The 15,989-nt window shown below is 69.1% G+C and carries 16 protein-coding genes; 3 read left to right on the top strand and 13 right to left on the bottom strand.

Going from position 1 to position 15,989, the window contains the following annotated elements:
- Positions 1-5: 5 nt before the first annotated feature.
- The 11 genes from nuoK to O1Q96_RS04755 form a co-directional block, all read right to left on the bottom strand.
- On the bottom strand, positions 6-305 hold the full coding sequence (gene nuoK, locus O1Q96_RS04805; protein WP_004927567.1) for an NADH-quinone oxidoreductase subunit NuoK: 300 nt from the start codon (positions 303-305) through the stop codon (positions 6-8).
- On the bottom strand, positions 302-1,144 hold the full coding sequence (locus O1Q96_RS04800; RefSeq protein WP_269247012.1) for an NADH-quinone oxidoreductase subunit J: 843 nt from the start codon (positions 1,142-1,144) through the stop codon (positions 302-304). Before O1Q96_RS04800 ends, nuoK begins: the two co-directional genes overlap by 4 nt.
- Positions 1,141-1,782, bottom strand: coding sequence for an NADH-quinone oxidoreductase subunit NuoI (gene nuoI, locus O1Q96_RS04795; protein WP_269247011.1), 642 nt, complete (start codon positions 1,780-1,782; stop codon positions 1,141-1,143). Before nuoI ends, O1Q96_RS04800 begins: the two co-directional genes overlap by 4 nt.
- Positions 1,775-3,163: an NADH-quinone oxidoreductase subunit NuoH gene (gene nuoH, locus O1Q96_RS04790; protein WP_269247010.1), complete on the bottom strand. Its 1,389-nt coding sequence runs from the start codon at positions 3,161-3,163 to the stop codon at positions 1,775-1,777. Before nuoH ends, nuoI begins: the two co-directional genes overlap by 8 nt.
- Positions 3,160-5,664, bottom strand: a complete 2,505-nt coding sequence (locus O1Q96_RS04785) for an NADH-quinone oxidoreductase subunit G (RefSeq protein WP_269247009.1) — start codon at positions 5,662-5,664, stop codon at positions 3,160-3,162. Before O1Q96_RS04785 ends, nuoH begins: the two co-directional genes overlap by 4 nt.
- On the bottom strand, positions 5,661-7,043 hold the full coding sequence (nuoF, locus tag O1Q96_RS04780; protein WP_269247008.1) for an NADH-quinone oxidoreductase subunit NuoF: 1,383 nt from the start codon (positions 7,041-7,043) through the stop codon (positions 5,661-5,663). The genes O1Q96_RS04785 and nuoF overlap by 4 nt, the downstream gene beginning before the upstream one ends.
- Positions 7,043-7,921, bottom strand: a complete 879-nt coding sequence (gene nuoE / locus O1Q96_RS04775) for an NADH-quinone oxidoreductase subunit NuoE (RefSeq protein WP_269247007.1) — start codon at positions 7,919-7,921, stop codon at positions 7,043-7,045. Before nuoE ends, nuoF begins: the two co-directional genes overlap by 1 nt.
- Entirely contained in the window at positions 7,918-9,249 is a 1,332-nt protein-coding gene (locus O1Q96_RS04770) for an NADH-quinone oxidoreductase subunit D (RefSeq protein WP_217453059.1), read from the bottom strand. The genes nuoE and O1Q96_RS04770 overlap by 4 nt, the downstream gene beginning before the upstream one ends.
- Complete coding sequence (locus O1Q96_RS04765) at positions 9,246-9,986, bottom strand: NADH-quinone oxidoreductase subunit C (RefSeq protein ID WP_269247006.1); 741 nt, start codon at positions 9,984-9,986, stop codon at positions 9,246-9,248. The genes O1Q96_RS04770 and O1Q96_RS04765 overlap by 4 nt, the downstream gene beginning before the upstream one ends.
- Entirely contained in the window at positions 9,983-10,537 is a 555-nt protein-coding gene (locus tag O1Q96_RS04760; RefSeq protein WP_018528252.1) for a NuoB/complex I 20 kDa subunit family protein, read from the bottom strand. The genes O1Q96_RS04765 and O1Q96_RS04760 overlap by 4 nt, the downstream gene beginning before the upstream one ends.
- A gap of 66 nt (positions 10,538-10,603) precedes the next feature.
- On the bottom strand, positions 10,604-10,963 hold the full coding sequence (locus tag O1Q96_RS04755) for an NADH-quinone oxidoreductase subunit A (RefSeq protein WP_003974383.1): 360 nt from the start codon (positions 10,961-10,963) through the stop codon (positions 10,604-10,606).
- A gap of 765 nt (positions 10,964-11,728) precedes the next feature.
- On the opposite strand from O1Q96_RS04755, the gene O1Q96_RS04750 reads away from it, so the two are divergent.
- Positions 11,729-12,556 (top strand): C40 family peptidase, encoded by an 828-nt coding sequence (locus O1Q96_RS04750; RefSeq protein WP_269247005.1) that lies wholly within the window; start codon positions 11,729-11,731, stop codon positions 12,554-12,556.
- A 222-nt stretch (positions 12,557-12,778) separates the two neighbouring features.
- On the opposite strand, the gene O1Q96_RS04745 is transcribed toward O1Q96_RS04750, so the two are convergent.
- The gene (locus tag O1Q96_RS04745) at positions 12,779-14,083 is read right to left on the bottom strand and encodes a geranylgeranyl reductase family protein (protein ID WP_269247004.1); all 1,305 of its coding nucleotides are present in this window, start codon (positions 14,081-14,083) and stop codon (positions 12,779-12,781) included.
- Positions 14,084-14,212: 129 nt separating this feature from the next.
- Between O1Q96_RS04745 and O1Q96_RS04740 the strand changes: the two genes are divergently transcribed.
- Positions 14,213-14,719 carry a GNAT family N-acetyltransferase gene (locus tag O1Q96_RS04740; RefSeq protein WP_269247003.1) on the top strand — a complete coding sequence of 169 codons (507 nt, stop codon included), beginning with the start codon at positions 14,213-14,215 and terminating at the stop codon, positions 14,717-14,719.
- 79 nt (positions 14,720-14,798) lie between these two features.
- Positions 14,799-15,137, top strand: a complete 339-nt coding sequence (locus O1Q96_RS04735; RefSeq protein WP_269247002.1) for a PASTA domain-containing protein — start codon at positions 14,799-14,801, stop codon at positions 15,135-15,137.
- 68 nt (positions 15,138-15,205) lie between these two features.
- Here O1Q96_RS04735 and O1Q96_RS04730 read toward each other — a convergent pair whose 3' ends face one another.
- Entirely contained in the window at positions 15,206-15,907 is a 702-nt protein-coding gene (locus tag O1Q96_RS04730) for a demethylmenaquinone methyltransferase (RefSeq protein WP_269247001.1), read from the bottom strand.
- Positions 15,908-15,989: the final 82 nt, after the last annotated feature.

The raw sequence follows: 15,989 nt of genomic DNA, 5'->3' as shown, positions 1-15,989 counted from the left end.
ACCCCTTACAGCTTCATCAGGCTGGCGTCGTCGACCGAGGCCGAGTGGCGGGAACGGAACAGCGACACGATGATCGCGAGCCCGACCACGACCTCCGCGGCGGCGACAACCATCGTGAAGAAGGCGATGATCTGGCCGTCGAGATTGCCGTGCATCCGGGAGAAGGCGACGAACGCGAGGTTGCACGCGTTGAGCATGAGCTCGACGCACATGAACACCACGATCGCGTTACGCCTGATCAGGACGCCTGTGGCGCCGATCGTGAACAACAGGGCGGCGAGGTAGAGGTAGTTGACGGGGTTCACTTCGCGGCCTCCTCTTCACGGTCCTCGCGGCCGAGCCGCTCCTCGGAGCGCTGCTCCAGGGCCTTGAGGTCGTTGATCGCCTCGTTCGACACGTCGCGGATCTGGCCGCGGTCACGCAGCGTCTTGATGACGGTGAGCTCGGACGGGGTGCCGTCCGGGAGGAGACCGGCGATGTCCACCGCGTTGTGCCGGGCGTAGACGCCGGGGGCGGGCAGCGGCGGCAGCTGCTTGTTCGCGCGTACGCGTTCCCCGGCCAGCTCGCGCTGGGTCTTCGCCCGCTCGGTGCGCTCGCGGTGGGTGAGCACCATGGCGCCGACGGCGGCCGTGATGAGCAGGGCGCCGGTGATCTCGAAGGCGAAGACGTACTTCGTGAAGATGAGGGTGGCGAGCCCTTCCACGTTGCCGGCGGAGTTGGCCTGGGCCAGGCCGTTGAACTCCTTCAGCGACGCGTTTCCGATGCCCGCGCACAGCAGGATGCCGAAGCCGAGGCCGCACACGAGGGCCAGCCAGCGCTGGCCCTTGATGGTCTCCTTCAGGGAGTCCGCCGCGGTGACACCGACGAGCATGACCACGAAGAGGAACAGCATCATGATCGCGCCGGTGTAGACGACGACCTGCACGATGCCCAGGAAGTACGCGCCGTTGGCGAGGTAGAACACCGCCAGGACGATCATGGTTCCGGCGAGGCAGAGCGCGCTGTGCACGGCCTTCTTCATGAAGACGGTGCACAGGGCGCCGATCACGGCGACGGTACCGAGAACCCAGAACTGGACGGCCTCACCGGTGGAGGTCGAATAGGCCGCCAGCGAGCTGGAGTGGGCGGCGAGGTGCGCGCTCATCGGCCGATCACCTGCCCCGACGCGGGCTCGTCCTCGCCGAAGGTCGAGGAGCCGTCCTGCGGGACCTCGCTCTTGGAGTGGGCGACCTGCGGTTCCGTGCCCGGCGCGGCCTCGGTGACCAGCCCCCGGTAGTAGTCCTGCTCGTCCATGCCCGGGAAGATCGAGTGCGGAGACTCGACCATGCCCTCCTCCAGGCCGGCGAGCAGCTGCTCCTTGGTGTAGATGAGGTTGGCGCGGCTGCTGTCGGCCAGCTCGAACTCGTTGGTCATCGTGAGCGCGCGCGTGGGGCACGCCTCGATGCACAGGCCGCACAGGATGCAGCGGGCGTAGTTGATCTGGTAGACCCGCCCGTACCGCTCGCCCGGGGAGTAGCGCTCCTCCTCGGTGTTCTCCGCGCCCTCCACGTAGATGGCGTCCGCGGGGCAGGCCCAGGCGCACAGCTCGCAGCCGATGCACTTCTCCAGGCCGTCCGGATGGCGGTTGAGCTGGTGCCGGCCGTGGAAGCGCGGGGCTGTGGTCTTCTGCTGCTCCGGATACTGCTCGGTCAGCCGCTTCTTGAACATGGCCTTGAAGGTCACGCCGAAGCCTGCGACGGGGTTCTGGAAACCGGGTTTGGTCTCCTTCTGCTCATCAGCCATCGGACGCCTCCTTTCCGTCACGAGGTCCATCGGGTCCGTCACTGGCAGTATCGGGTCCGCCACTGACAATCAACTCCCGCTCCCGGCGCGGGCGGCGCCGGGGTACCGGCGGCAGCTCCTGTCCCGGCAGTGGCGGCACGGGGAACCCGCCCGCCATGGGGTCGAAGGCGACGGGTTCCTCCGGCGCCTCCTTGGCGCCCTTGCGGTCGCGGTACATGTCGGCGACGAAGGAGAGCAACAACAGGACGAGGACGGCGCCGGCCACGTACAGGGCGATGTCGGCGAAGTCGTAGTTCTCGTTGCGAAGCGTCCGTACGGTCGCGACGAGCATCAGCCAGACCACCGAGACCGGGATCAGGACCTTCCAGCCGAGCTTCATCAGCTGGTCGTAACGGACACGCGGCAGCGTGCCGCGCAGCCAGATGAAGAAGAACAACAGCAGCTGGACCTTGATGACGAACCAGAGCATCGGCCACCAGCCGTGGTTCGCGCCCTCCCAGAAGGTGCTGATCGGCCACGGGGCCCGCCAGCCGCCCAGGAAGAGCGTCACGGAGACCGCCGAGACGGTCACCATGTTCACGTACTCGGCGAGCATGAACAGCGCGAACTTGATGGACGAGTACTCGGTGTTGAAGCCGCCGACCAGGTCGCCCTCGGACTCCGGCATGTCGAACGGGGCCCGGTTGGTCTCACCGATCATCGTCACGACGTAGATCAGGAACGACACCGGCAGCAGCAGGATGTACCAGCGGTCCTGCTGCTGGGCGACGATCTCCGAGGTCGACATCGAACCGGAGTACAGGAACACCGACGCGAACGCGGCGCCCATGGCGATCTCGTACGAGATCATCTGCGCACACGAACGCAGACCGCCGAGCAGCGGATACGTCGACCCGGACGACCAGCCCGCGAGGACGATGCCGTAGATGCCCACCGAGGCGACCGCGAGGATGTAGAGCATCGCGATCGGCAGGTCGGTGAGCTGCATCGTCGTGCGGTGGCCGAGGATCGAGATCTCGTTGCCGGCCGGTCCGAAGGGGATCACGGCGATCGCCATGAAGGCCGGGATGGCCGCCACGATCGGCGCGAGGACGTAGACCACCTTGTCCGCGCGCTTGACGATCAGGTCTTCCTTGAGCATCAGCTTCACGCCGTCGGCGAGCGACTGGAGCATGCCCCAGGGGCCGTGCCGGTTGGGGCCGATGCGCAGCTGCATCCAGGCGACGACCTTGCGCTCCCACACGATGGAGAAGAGCACGGTGATCATCAGGAAGGCGAAGCAGAAGACCGCCTTGATGACGACCAGCCACCAGGGGTCACGGCCGAACATGGAGAGGTCCTCCGCGGCCAGGTACACCGGCGCGGCGAGGTTTCCGGTCATGCCTCCACCTCCTTGGGGGCCTCGGTGGCGAGCGTCGCCGGTCCGATGCGGACGAGTGCGCCGGGCAGCGCGCCCGTGTCCGAGGCGACGCCTCCCCCGGCGGAGTTCAGCGGGAGCCAGACCACGCGGTCCGGCATCTCCGTGATCCGCAGCGGCAGTTCGACCACCCCGGCGGGTCCTGTCACGGCCAGCGTGTCGCCGTCCTTGACGCCTGCCTCGGCGGCCGTGGCGGCCGACACGCGCGCGTGTGCGGCGTGCCGGGTCCCGGCGAGTGCCTCGTCGCCCTCCTGGAGGCGGCCCTGGTCGAGCAGCAGCCGGTGTCCGGCGAGGACGGCCTCCCCGGCGGCGGGACGCGGCAGCACGGCCGCGGCCTCGCCGGGTTCGGTGGCCCGCGGCCCGTCCCATGCGCCGAGCCGGTCCAGCTCCGCGCGCGCGGTGCGCAGGTCGGGCAGTCCCAGGTGTACGTCCATGGCGTCGGCCAGCATCTGCAGGACACGCGCGTCGGTGGGCGCCACCCGGCGGGTCATCTGGTCGGGCTTGAGGGCGGCTTTGAAGAGACGCGCCCGGCCTTCCCAGTTGAGGAAGGTGCCGGCCTTCTCGGCGACCGCGGCGACCGGGAACACGACGTCCGCGTGCTCGGTGACCTCGCTGGGACGCAGCTCCAGCGACACCAGGAAGCCCACCGCGGAGAGTGCCTCACGCGCGCGCAGCGGGTCGGGAAGGTCGGCGACCTCGACGCCCGCCACGACGAGCGCGGAGAGTTCACCGGCGGCGGCTGCCTCGACGATCTGTCCGGTGTCCCGTCCGTGACGGTGCGGGAGTGCGGCGATCTTCCAGGCCTGGATGACCTCGTCCCGCGCGCGCGGGTCGGTGGCAGGGCGTCCGCCGGGCAGCAGCGAGGGCATCGCCCCCGCCTCGATGGCGCCGCGCTCACCGGCCCGGCGCGGGATCCACACCAGTCGGGCGCCGGTCGCGGAGGCGGCCCGTACGGCGGCGGTGAGCCCGCCGGCCACGGAGGCCAGCCGCTCACCGACGACGATGACGGCGCCTTCGGTGCGCAGAGCCTCGGCGGCCTTCGCGCCCTCGCCCTCCAGCCCGGCTCCGGAGGCGAGCGCGTCCAGCCACTCGGGTTCGGTGCCGGGTGCGGCCGACAGCAGCGTGCCGCCCGCCTTCTCCAGGCCAGGGGTCGTGTGCGTGGCCAGCGCGAAGGTTCGCTGTCCGTGTCCGCGCCACGCCTTGCGGAGCCTCAGGAAGACGCCGGGCGCCTCCTCCTCGGACTCGAATCCGGCGAGCAGGACCGCGGGGGCCTTCTCCAGGGCGGTGTACGTGACGCCCGTACCGTCGAGGTCCCGGCCGCGTCCGGCGACGCGGGCGGCCAGGAAGTCGGCCTCCTCGCCGCTGTGCACGCGCGCGCGGAAGTCGATGTCGTTCGTGTCGAGGGCCACGCGCGCGAACTTGCTGTACGCGTAGGAGTCCTCGACGGTCAGGCGGCCGCCGGTGAGGACAGCGGCCCGGGAGCGGGCGGCCAGGAGTCCCTGCGCGGCCGCTTCCAGTGCCTCGGGCCACGAGGCGGGCTCCAGGGCCCCGGACTCGCCGCGGACCAGGGGCGTCGTCAGCCGGTCACGCTGCTGCGCGTACCGGAAGCCGAACCGTCCCTTGTCGCACATCCACTCCTCGTTGACCTCGGGGTCGTTGGCCGCGAGGCGCCGCATGACCTTGCCGCGGCGGTGGTCGGTGCGGGTCGCGCAGCCGCCGGAGCAGTGTTCGCACACCGAGGGCGACGAGACGAGGTCGAAGGGCCGGGAGCGGAATCGGTACGCCGCAGAGGTGAGCGCGCCGACCGGGCAGATCTGGATGGTGTTCCCGGAGAAGTACGACTCGAAGGGGTCGCCCTCGCCGGTGCCGACCTGCTGGAGCGCACCGCGCTCGATCAGCTCGATCATCGGGTCGCCCGCGACCTGGTTGGAGAACCGGGTGCAGCGGGCGCACAGCACGCACCGCTCACGGTCGAGCAGCACCTGGGTGGAGATCGGTACCGGCTTCTCGTAGGTGCGCTTCCTGCCCTCGAAGCGGGACTCGGAGTGGCCGTGCGACATGGCCTGGTTCTGCAGGGGGCACTCGCCGCCCTTGTCGCAGACCGGGCAGTCCAGCGGGTGGTTGATGAGCAGGAGCTCCATCACACCCTTCTGGGCCTTCTCGGCGACAGGAGAGGTGAGGTGGGTCTTGACGACCATCCCGTCCGTACAGGTGATCGTGCAGGACGCCATGGGCTTGCGCTGGCCCTCGACCTCGACGATGCACTGGCGGCAGGCACCGGCCGGGTCGAGGAGGGGGTGGTCGCAGAAGCGGGGGATCTCGATGCCGAGCTGCTCGGCGGCGCGGATGACCAGGGTGCCCTTGGGCACGCTGATCTCGATGCCGTCGACGGTCAGCGAGACGAGATCCTCCGGCGGGACCGCCGCCTCCCCGCCTCCGGAGGGAGCGCTTGTGGTCACGGTCATGCGTTCACCTCCGTGTGCTTGTCCTTGTCGGCCCAGGCCGTCGACTTGGCGGGGTCGAAGGGGCAGCCGCGTCCCGTGATGTGCTCCTCGTACTCCTCGCGGAAGTACTTGAGGGAGGAGAAGATCGGCGAGGCGGCGCCGTCGCCGAGAGCGCAGAAGGACTTGCCGTTGATGTTGTCGGCGATGTCGTTCAGCTTGTCGAGGTCGGACATGACGCCCTTGCCCGCCTCGATGTCGCGCAGCAGCTGGACGAGCCAGTACGTGCCCTCGCGGCAGGGCGTGCACTTGCCGCAGGACTCGTGGGCGTAGAACTCGGTCCAGCGTGTGACGGCCCGGACGACGCAGGTCGTCTCGTCGAAGCACTGGAGTGCTTTCGTGCCGAGCATGGAACCCGCGGCGCCCACTCCTTCGTAGTCAAGAGGGACGTCGAGGTGCTCGTCGGTGAACATCGGGGTCGAGGAGCCGCCCGGCGTCCAGAACTTGAGGCGGTGTCCGGCCCGGATGCCGCCGCTCATGTCGAGGAGCTGACGGAGGGTGATGCCGAGCGGAGCCTCGTACTGGCCGGGGCTGGTGACATGGCCGCTGAGCGAGTAGAGCGTGAAGCCCGGGGACTTCTCGCTTCCCATCGAGCGGAACCATTCTTTGCCCTTGTGGAGAATCGCGGGAACCGACGCGATCGACTCGACGTTGTTCACAACAGTCGGACAGGCATAAAGACCCGCGACCGCAGGGAAAGGGGGACGAAGTCGCGGTTGTCCACGGCGGCCTTCGAGCGAGTCGAGCAGCGCGGTCTCCTCACCGCAGATGTACGCGCCCGCGCCCGCGTGCACGGTGAGCTGGAGATCGAGTCCGCTGCCCAGGATGTTCTCGCCCAGGAAGCCCGCCGCGTAGGCCTCGCGGACGGCCTCGTGCAGGCGACGCAGCACGGGGACGACTTCACCCCGCAGATAGATGAAGGCATGCGACGACCGGATCGCATAACAGGCGATCACAATGCCCTCGATGAGGCTGTGCGGGTTCGCGAAGAGGAGCGGGATGTCCTTACAGGTCCCCGGTTCCGATTCGTCGGCGTTGACAACTAGATAGTGAGGCTTTCCGTCACCCTGCGGAATGAACTGCCATTTCATTCCGGTGGGGAATCCCGCGCCGCCGCGCCCGCGCAGACCGGAGTCCTTCACGTACGCGATGAGGTCGTCCGGTGACATGGCGAGCGCCTTGCGCAGGCCCTCGTACCCGTCGTGCCTGCGGTACACGTCCAGCGACCAGGACCTGTCCTCGTCCCAGAAGGCCGACAGCACCGGCGAGAGCAGCTTCTCGGGGCTGCTCTCACCGCCGGTCTCCGGCCGGGAGGTGCCCCCGTATTGAGTGGACAAGGTCATCACTCCCCCTCCTCGGCAGCGGGCCCGGCCGGGTTGGCCGGGTCGGAGGCCGCCGTGTCCTGCGGCGCGTCGTGCGAACTGAGGTGCTCGGCCGGGGACGGGGCGTGCGGCGCTTCGTCCTGGGGAGTTCCGGACCCTCGCGGGTGCACGACGCGGGCGGAGCCCGTCTCCCCCTTGGCCAGCCGGAGGCCGATCAGCGAGGCGGGGCCCGCGCCGCCGCTCGCCTCGACCGCGCCGGCCCGCTCGTCGGGGAAGCCCGCCAGGATGCGGGCGGTGTCCTTGAAGGAGCACAGGGGGGCACCGCGCGTCGGCTCGACCTGTGTTCCCGCGCGCAGGTCGTCGACGAGGCTCTTCGCGCTCGCCACGGTCTGGTTGTCGAAGAACTCCCAGTTGACCATCACGACCGGCGCGAAGTCGCAGGCCGCGTTGCACTCGATGTGCTCCAGGGTGACCAAGCCGTCGCCGGTGGTCTCGCCGTTGCCGACACCGAGGTGGTCCTGGAGTGCCTCGAAGATCGCGTCGCCGCCCATGACCGCGCACAGCGTGTTGGTGCACACGCCCACCTGGTAGTCACCGCTCGGCTTGCGGCGGTACATGGAGTAGAAGGTCGCGACCGCGGTCACCTCGGCCGTGGTGAGGCCGAGCATCTCCGCGCAGAACCGCTGTCCGGTGCGCGTGACATGGCCCTCCTCCGACTGCACGAGATGCAGCAGCGGAAGGAGGGCGGACCGGGAGTCCGGGTAGCGGGCGATGACCTCGCGCGCGTCCGCCTCGAGCCGGGCCCGGACGTCGTCCGGGTACGCGGGCGGGGGCAGTTGGGGCATGCCCAGGCTGACGCCCTGCGGCTGTACGCCCTGCTCGGAAGGAGTGGTGGTCACCGGTCGACGCCTCCCATCACGGGGTCGATGGACGCGACGGCGACGATGACGTCGGCGACCTGGCCGCCCTCGCACATCGCCGCCATGGCCTGCAGATTGGTGAAGGACGGGTCCCGGTAGTGGACCCGGTAGGGGCGGGTGCCTCCGTCGGACACGGCGTGCACCCCGAGTTCCCCCTTGGGTGACTCGACGGCCGCGTACGCCTGTCCCGGCGGTACGCGGAAGCCCTCGGTCACCAGCTTGAAGTGGTGGATCAGGGCCTCCATGGAGGTGCCCATGATCTTCTTGATGTGGTCGAGCGAGTTGCCGAGGCCGTCGGGGCCGAGCGCGAGCTGGGCGGGCCAGGCGATCTTCTTGTCGGTGACCATGACCGGACCGGGCTGCAACCGGTCCAGGCACTGCTCGACGATCGCCAGCGACTGGCGCATCTCCTCCAGCCGGATGAGGAAGCGCCCGTACGCGTCGCAGGTGTCGGTGGTCGGGACGTCGAAGTCGTACGTCTCGTAGCCGCAGTACGGCTGCGCCTTGCGCAGGTCGTGCGGGAGGCCCGCGGACCGCAGGATCGGACCCGTGGCACCCAGGGCCATGCAGCCGGCCAGGTCGAGGTGGCCGATGTCCTGCATACGGGCCTTGAAGATGGGGTTCCCGGTGGCGAGCTTGTCGTACTCGGGAAGGTTCTTCTGCATCTTCTTCACGAACTCGCGGATCTGGTCCACCGCGCCCGGGGGCAGGTCCTGGGCGAGGCCGCCGGGCCGGATGAACGCGTGGTTCATGCGCAGGCCGGTGATCAGCTCGTAGATGTCGAGAATCAGTTCACGATCACGGAAGCCGTAGATCATGATCGTGGTGGCGCCGAGCTCCATGCCGCCGGTGGCGATGCACACCAGGTGCGAGGAGAGCCGGTTCAGCTCCATCAGGAGCACCCGGATGATCGTCGCGCGGTCCGGGACCTGGTCCTCGATGCCGAGGAGCTTCTCGACGGCCAGGCAGTACGCGGTCTCGTTGAAGAAGGACGTCAGGTAGTCCATGCGCGTCACGAAGGTGGTGCCCTGTGTCCACGTACGGAACTCGAGGTTCTTCTCGATGCCGGTGTGCAGGTAGCCGATGCCGCAGCGGGCCTCGGTGACCGTCTCGCCGTCGATCTCGAGGATGAGCCGGAGCACGCCGTGCGTGGACGGGTGCTGGGGGCCCATGTTGACGACGATGCGCTCGTCGTCGGCCTTGGCCGCGGTCTGGACGACCTCGTCCCAGTCGCCGCCGGTGACCGTGTAGACGTGGCCCTCGGTGGTCTCGCGCGCGGAGGCGGCTGATGCGTGCGACGTGCTCATGAGTACGACCTCCGCTGGTCCGGAGCCGGGATCTGGGCGCCCTTGTACTCGACGGCGATGCCGCCGAGGGGATAGTCCTTGCGCTGCGGAAAGCCCTGCCAGTCGTCCGGCATCATGATCCGCGTCAGTGCCGGGTGGCCCTCGAAGACGATGCCGAAGAAGTCGTACGTCTCGCGCTCGTGCCAGTCGTTCGTCGGATAGACCGAGACGAGGGACGGGATGCGCGGGTCACTGTCCGGGGCGCTGACTTCGAGGCGGATCAGCCGGTTGTGGGTGATCGAGCGCAGGTGGTAGACGGCGTGCAGCTCGCGGCCCTTGTCCTGCGGGTAGTGGACTCCGCTCACTCCGGTGCACAGCTCGAAGCGCAGGGCCGGGTCGTCGCGCAGGGTCCGGGCGACGCGGAGCAGGTGCTCGCGGTCGATGTGGAAGGTCATCTCGTCGCGGTCGACGATCGTCTTCTCGATCGCGTTCTCCGGGACGAGCCCCTGTTCCTCCAGGGCGCCCTCGAGCTCGTCGGCGACCTCGTCGAACCAGCCGCCGTACGGGCGGGACGCCGGGCCGGGAAGACGGATCGAGCGGACCAGGCCGCCGTAGCCGGAGGTGTCCCCGCCGTTGTTGGCGCCGAACATGCCGCGCTGGACGCGGATCTCCTCCCCGCCGTCGCCGCGCTGGCCCGGCAGGTTGGAGGCGCCGAGGTCCTTCTCGGGGTTCGTGCCGTTGCCGTTCGCGTCGCTCACCGCAGCAGCCCCTTCATCTCGATGGTGGGGAGCGCCTTGAGCGCCGCTTCCTCCGCCTCGCGGGCCGCTTCCTCGGCGTTCACGCCGAGCTTCGAGGACTGGATCTTCTGGTGGAGCTTGAGAATCGCGTCCATCAGCATCTCGGGCCTCGGCGGACAGCCGGGCAGGTAGATATCGACAGGGACGATGTGATCGACGCCCTGCACGATCGCGTAGTTGTTGAACATGCCGCCCGACGACGCACAAACCCCCATGGAGATCACCCACTTCGGGTTCGGCATCTGGTCGTAGACCTGCCTCAGGACCGGCGCCATCTTCTGGCTGACGCGTCCGGCGACGATCATCAGGTCGGCCTGCCGCGGCGAGCCGCGGAAGACCTCCATGCCGAAGCGCGCCAGGTCGTAGCGGCCCGCGCCCGTCGTCATCATCTCGATGGCGCAGCAGGCGAGGCCGAAGGTGGCGGGAAAGACGGACGACTTGCGCACCCACCCCGCGGCCTGCTCGACGGTGGTCAGCAGGAAGCCGCTCGGCAGCTTTTCTTCGAGTCCCATGCTCAGTGGCTCCTCTGTCCCCTATACGGGGCTCAGTCCCTTGCGGGGTTCAGTCCCATGCGGGTTTCAGTCCCATTCCAGGCCGCCTCGCCGCCACACGTACGCGTACGCGACGAAGACGGTGAGCACGAAGAGCAGCATCTCCACGAGCCCGAAAATCCCGAGTGCGTCGAACGTGACGGCCCAGGGGTAGAGGAAGACGATCTCGATATCGAAAATGATGAAGAGCATCGCCGTCAGGTAGTACTTGATGGGGAACCGCCCGCCGCCCGCCGGCGTGGGGGTCGGCTCGATTCCGCACTCGTAGGCCTCGAGCTTGGCCCGGTTGTATCGCTTTGGACCGATAAGCGTGGCCATGACCACGGAGAAGATCGCAAAGCCTGCCCCGAGGGCTCCCAGTACGAGGATGGGCGCATACGCGTTCACCGCTCCTCGCTCCTCTCAGTCGGCATTGACTGCTGGCGGTTGCATCAGGCGTCGCTCCTGCTCCGCGAACCTCATGGACCTCATGAGGCGCACGAGCCCCGTGCAGCTCCACGAAGATCGCGCACATGTGAAGCAGGTCACAAGCCCAACTGCCCCGCATCCTATGCCTGCCGGTCTGTGATCTGCGACACGGGGTACGACAACGCCTTTGTGATCTCCACCACCCGGCGAACGATCATGAAGTCGGATGAGTGCTGATCTTCGTACGAGAAGCGCCCGAGTGATCACCAGAGGTGACATTTTCGCTCGTCGTCGCTGGTCCAGGCCCTGGCGCACTATCAAGGGAGTCGGACCCAAGGCAAATTGGTGCTGGACGTGGGTGCTTGATAGAGGAACTCGTTCACACTTCGGGGGGAGTTGGGGTGCCCGTTGTGGACGACTCCGGTGCGTGCATCCGTTCACGAGCGGAGCGGCCGCCGGGCCGGCCTTCACGCCTCCCCCCGATCCGCGCGCCGGACGCGGCCGTCACGGCCGCCGTTCCGTGACCTGCGTCACATTGGTAACGGGCCGGAAACAACCGGGCTTGGCCATCCGCGCCAACGAGTGGTAGGCGGCGGGCAATTCGGGCGTAACGCGAAAAGGCCTTGATCACAGGCTTGTTGGGTGGTGTCCACAATGCCCGTTACGGCGTCAATAAGGAACGCCACGCCCGGCCTTCGGAGGGTCCGTTGAACAATTGTGGCGCAGCGCACGTTTCTTGAAGGTATGGAGGACTCCCTGATACCGGTTGTACCCATGTCCCACACCGCTCACATACGCAGCCACCGGAAACCCCGGCCTCGCAGCAGCTCGGCGCTCGCGATGCGCGCCGGAGTTGCCGGTGGCGTCCTCAGCACCCTGGCAGTGGCCGGTGCCGCCGGATCGGCCAACGCGGCCGAGCCGGTCACCCAGACCATCGAGCTGCCCACGCTCACCGACGACCTGACCGCTCAGGTGGCCGAGTCCGCGGAGGTCACCCAGCAGGCCGCGGCCGACTACCAGCTGCGGGCCGAGCGTGACGCCGCCGCCGCCAAGGCCGCCAAGCAGGCCAAGGCGGACCTCGCGGACGCCAAGAAGAAGGCGGAGGCCAAGCAGAAGGCCGAGGACGCCCGTAAGGCCGCCGCGGAGCGCGCCACGCGTTCCGCCGGGCGGACCACCCTCGCGGCGACGCCCAGCAACGACGCCGTCGCCCCTGCCAGCGGCAGCGTCGCCACCGTCATCAGCTTCCTCCGGGCGCAGGTCGGCGACGCGTACGTCATGGGCGCCACCGGCCCCGACGCGTGGGACTGCTCGGCGCTGGTCCAGGCCGCGTTCAAGCAGGTCGGCGTCGACCTGCCGCGCGTCTCCCAGGCCCAGTCGACGGCCGGCACCCCGGTCCCGCTGTCCGACATCCAGGTCGGCGACATCCTGTACTGGGGTGGCGCGGGTTCGGCGTACCACACGGGTGTCTACATCGGCGGCGGACAGTACCTGGACGCGGCGAACCCCTCGAAGGGCGTCGTCATCCAGGACCTGTCGGGCTACCCCGCGAGCGGTGCGGTGCGGGTGCTCTGACCTTCGGTCACATGATTTGACCGCTTTTGACGGGCCGCTTCCCTCCGTGAGGGGAGCGGCCCGCGGGCGTGCTCCCGCGCGGTGCCCTCCGGAAAGGGCTCCACGGGCCCTTCAGGCCGCGCGTACGCGGCGCGGGCGACCGCTCCTCGTGGAGCGGCCGCCCGGGGCGTGGCGGTGCGGCGGGCGGGCCCGCCCGCCGCACCGCCACGCGATGTCCGTCGCCTACGCCTTCGGAGCGACCTTCGACAGGCCGTTGATGATGCGGTCCATGGCGTCGCCGCCCGTCGGGTCCGTCAGGTTGGCGAGCATCTTCAGCGTGAACCGCATCAGCATGGGGTGCGTGAGGCCGCGCTGGGCGGCGATCTTCATGACCTTCGGGTTGCCGATGAGCTTCACGAAGGCGCGGCCGAGCGTGTAGTAGCCGCCGTAGGTGTCCTTGAGGACCTTCGGGTAGCGCTGGAGGGCGAGTTCCCGCTGGGCGGGCGTCGCGCGGGCGTGGGCCTGGACGATGACGTCGGCGGCGATCTGGCCGGACTCCATGGCGTAGGCGATGCCCTCGCCGTTGAAGGGGTTCACCATGCCGCCCGCGTCGCCGACGAGGAGCAGACCCTTCGTGTAGTGGGGCTGGCGGTTGAAGGCCATCGGCAGGGCGGCGCCGCGGATCGGGATCGTCATGTTCTCCGGGGTGTAGCCCCAGTCCTCGGGCATCGAGGCGCACCAGGCCTTGAGGACCTCACGCCAGTCCAGCTCCTTGAACGAGGAGGTGGTGTTGAGGACACCGAGGCCGACGTTCGACGTGCCGTCGCCCATGCCGAAGATCCAGCCGTACCCGGGCAGCAGGCGGTCCTCGCCGGGGCCGCGCCGGTCCCACAGCTCCAGCCACGACTCCAGGTAGTCGTCGTCGTGGCGCGGGGACGTGAAGTACGTACGGACCGCGACGCCCATCGGGCGGTCCTCGCGGCGGTGCAGGCCCATCGCCAGGGACAGCCGGGTGGAGTTGCCGTCGGCGGCGACGACCAGGGGCGCGTGGAAGGTGACCTCGCGCTTCTCCTTGGAGTCGGCGTCACCGATCTTCGCGTGGACGCCGGTGATCCGGCCCGTGCGGTCGTCGACGATCGGGGCGCCGACGTTGCAGCGCTCGTGCAGCCGGGCGCCCGCCTTCTGCGCCTGCCGGGCGAGCTGTTCGTCGAAGTCGTCGCGCTTGCGGACGAGTCCGTAGTCGGGGTAGGCGGCGAGTTCCGGCCAGTCCAGCTGGAGGCGGACTCCGCCGCCGATGATGCGGAGCCCCTTGTTCCGGAGCCAGCCCGCTTCCTCCGAGATGTCGATTCCCATGGAGACGAGCTGCTTGGTCGCGCGGGGCGTCAGCCCGTCACCGCACACCTTCTCCCGCGGAAACGCGGTCTTCTCGAGGAGCAGGACGTCCAGCCCGGCCTTGGCCAGGTAGTAGGCGGTGGTGGAACCGGCTGGTCCGGCCCCGACGACGATCACATCGGCGGTGTGTTCGGAGAGGGGCTGGGACTCGGTCACGGCGGGGTCTCCCCAAGTCTCGAAGGCTCGAAGTCTCTAAGCGCGAAGTCTCGAAATCCGCGTGCTGACGGGCACGGGACATGGGCAGTCTATGCAGCGGTACTGATCACCTGGCTGAAGGGCTGCCCCGTGAACCGAGCTCTCCCCGTGGTACACCTGCGCGTCCCGACCGACGAGGACGCGTTCGCCTGGCATCAGGCCTTCGATCACCCGGACGTGATGGAGTTCCACGGCGGGAGATCCGCCGAACTGTCCGTCTACGAGGAGTTGACCGCCCGGCAGCGCCGGCACGACGCCGAACACGGTTTCTGCTTCTGGACCATGCTCGACGAGGGAGGGCGGGTCATCGGTTTCACCGGGGCGCAGCCGTGGCCCTACGAGTGGGGCCCGAAGGGCGAGATCGAGATCGGCTGGCGGCTCGGGCGGGAGTACTGGGGCAGGGGGTACGTCACCGCGGCGGCGCAGGCCACGCTGGAGAGGGTGCGCGCGACCGGCGTACCGAGCGTGGTGGCCATGGTGAACGCGCGCAACCAGCGGTCCATCGCCGTGACCAGACGCCTCGGCATGGAGCTCGTGGAGTCGTTCACGTCCCCGAAGTCGCAGCAGGTCGGGCACTGCTACCGACTGGCTCTCTGACGGCTCCCCGCGGCTCTCCGACACCTTCCGGCGCGGCCCGGCAGGGCTTACTCTGCCGGTACCGCTGGGGGTGACGTCTGTGCGCATACCACGCAAGACACCCGAAGTGCGCGTACCGCGGCTCGTCGGTCTGATGGCCATGGACGCGCGCGAGACGGCCGAGGCGCGCGGGGTGCTGCTCGCGGCGCCCGACCGGCCCGACTTCCATCTGACCGTCGTCGACTACGTCGTACGGCAGTACCCGCTGCCCGGGGCGGAGGTGTCCCGCGGCGCGGTGGTGACCGTGTGGTTCGACTTCGGTGAGGGCGAGGGCGGGGGCGGAGCGGGTGTCCGGGAGCCCCGGCGGGGCGGGCCGCCGCCCGGCGGTATGTACCGGGAGCTCGACGAGCCGGGGGATCCGTTCGTGGTTCTGCGCTAGCGGCCGGGTCTCCCGAACGGCCCGGGGCGCGGGCCCCTCACGCCGCCGGACGGCGGAGGCACCTGGGTCTACGCGACCTGCTGCTTGTAACCCCTGTGCAGCGCCACGATCCCGCCCGACAGGTTGCGCCACGCCACCTTCGACCAGCCCGCCTTGATCAGGCGGTCGGCCAGGGCCGGCTGGTCGGGCCAGTCACGGATCGACTCGGCGAGGTAGACGTACGCGTCGGGGTTGGAGGAGACCGCGCGGGCCACCGGCGGCAGGGCACGCATCAGGTACTCGGTGTAGACGGTGCGGAAGGGCGCCCAGGTCGGGTGCGAGAACTCGCAGATCACCACACGCCCGCCGGGCTTCGTCACCCGGTACAGCTCACGCAGTGCCGTGTCCGTGTCCTGGACGTTCCGCAGGCCGAAGGAGATCGTCACCGCGTCGAAGGTGTCGTCCTTGAACGGCAGCTTCGTGGCGTCGCCCGCCGTGAGCGGCAGCCAGGGGTGGTTCTTCTTGCCGACCCTGAGCATCCCGAGGGAGAAGTCGCAGGGCACGACGTACGCACCCGTGCGCGCGAAGGGCAGCGAGGAGGTGGCCGTGCCCGCCGCGAGGTCGAGGATCTTCTGCGCGGGCCGCGCGTCGACCGCCTTCGCGACCTCCTTGCGCCACACCCGGTCCTGGCCGAGCGACAGCACGTCGTTCGTCAGGTCGTACCGTTCCGCCACGTCGTCGAACATCGAGGCGACTTCGTGCGGCTGCTTGTTCAGGGATGCGCGGGTCACGGTCCCCATTGTGGCAGTACGGGCCGGGCGACTCGCCGACACCCGGCCCGTACCCCGGCCGAGAACACCGGTGGAGAACGCC

This window comes from Streptomyces aurantiacus (genome assembly GCF_027107535.1).
In the GTDB taxonomy this organism is placed as follows: Bacteria; Actinomycetota; Actinomycetes; order Streptomycetales; family Streptomycetaceae; genus Streptomyces.
The sequence above is the reverse complement of the archived record's forward strand: the minus strand, read 5'-3'. Positions and strand labels throughout refer to the sequence as shown.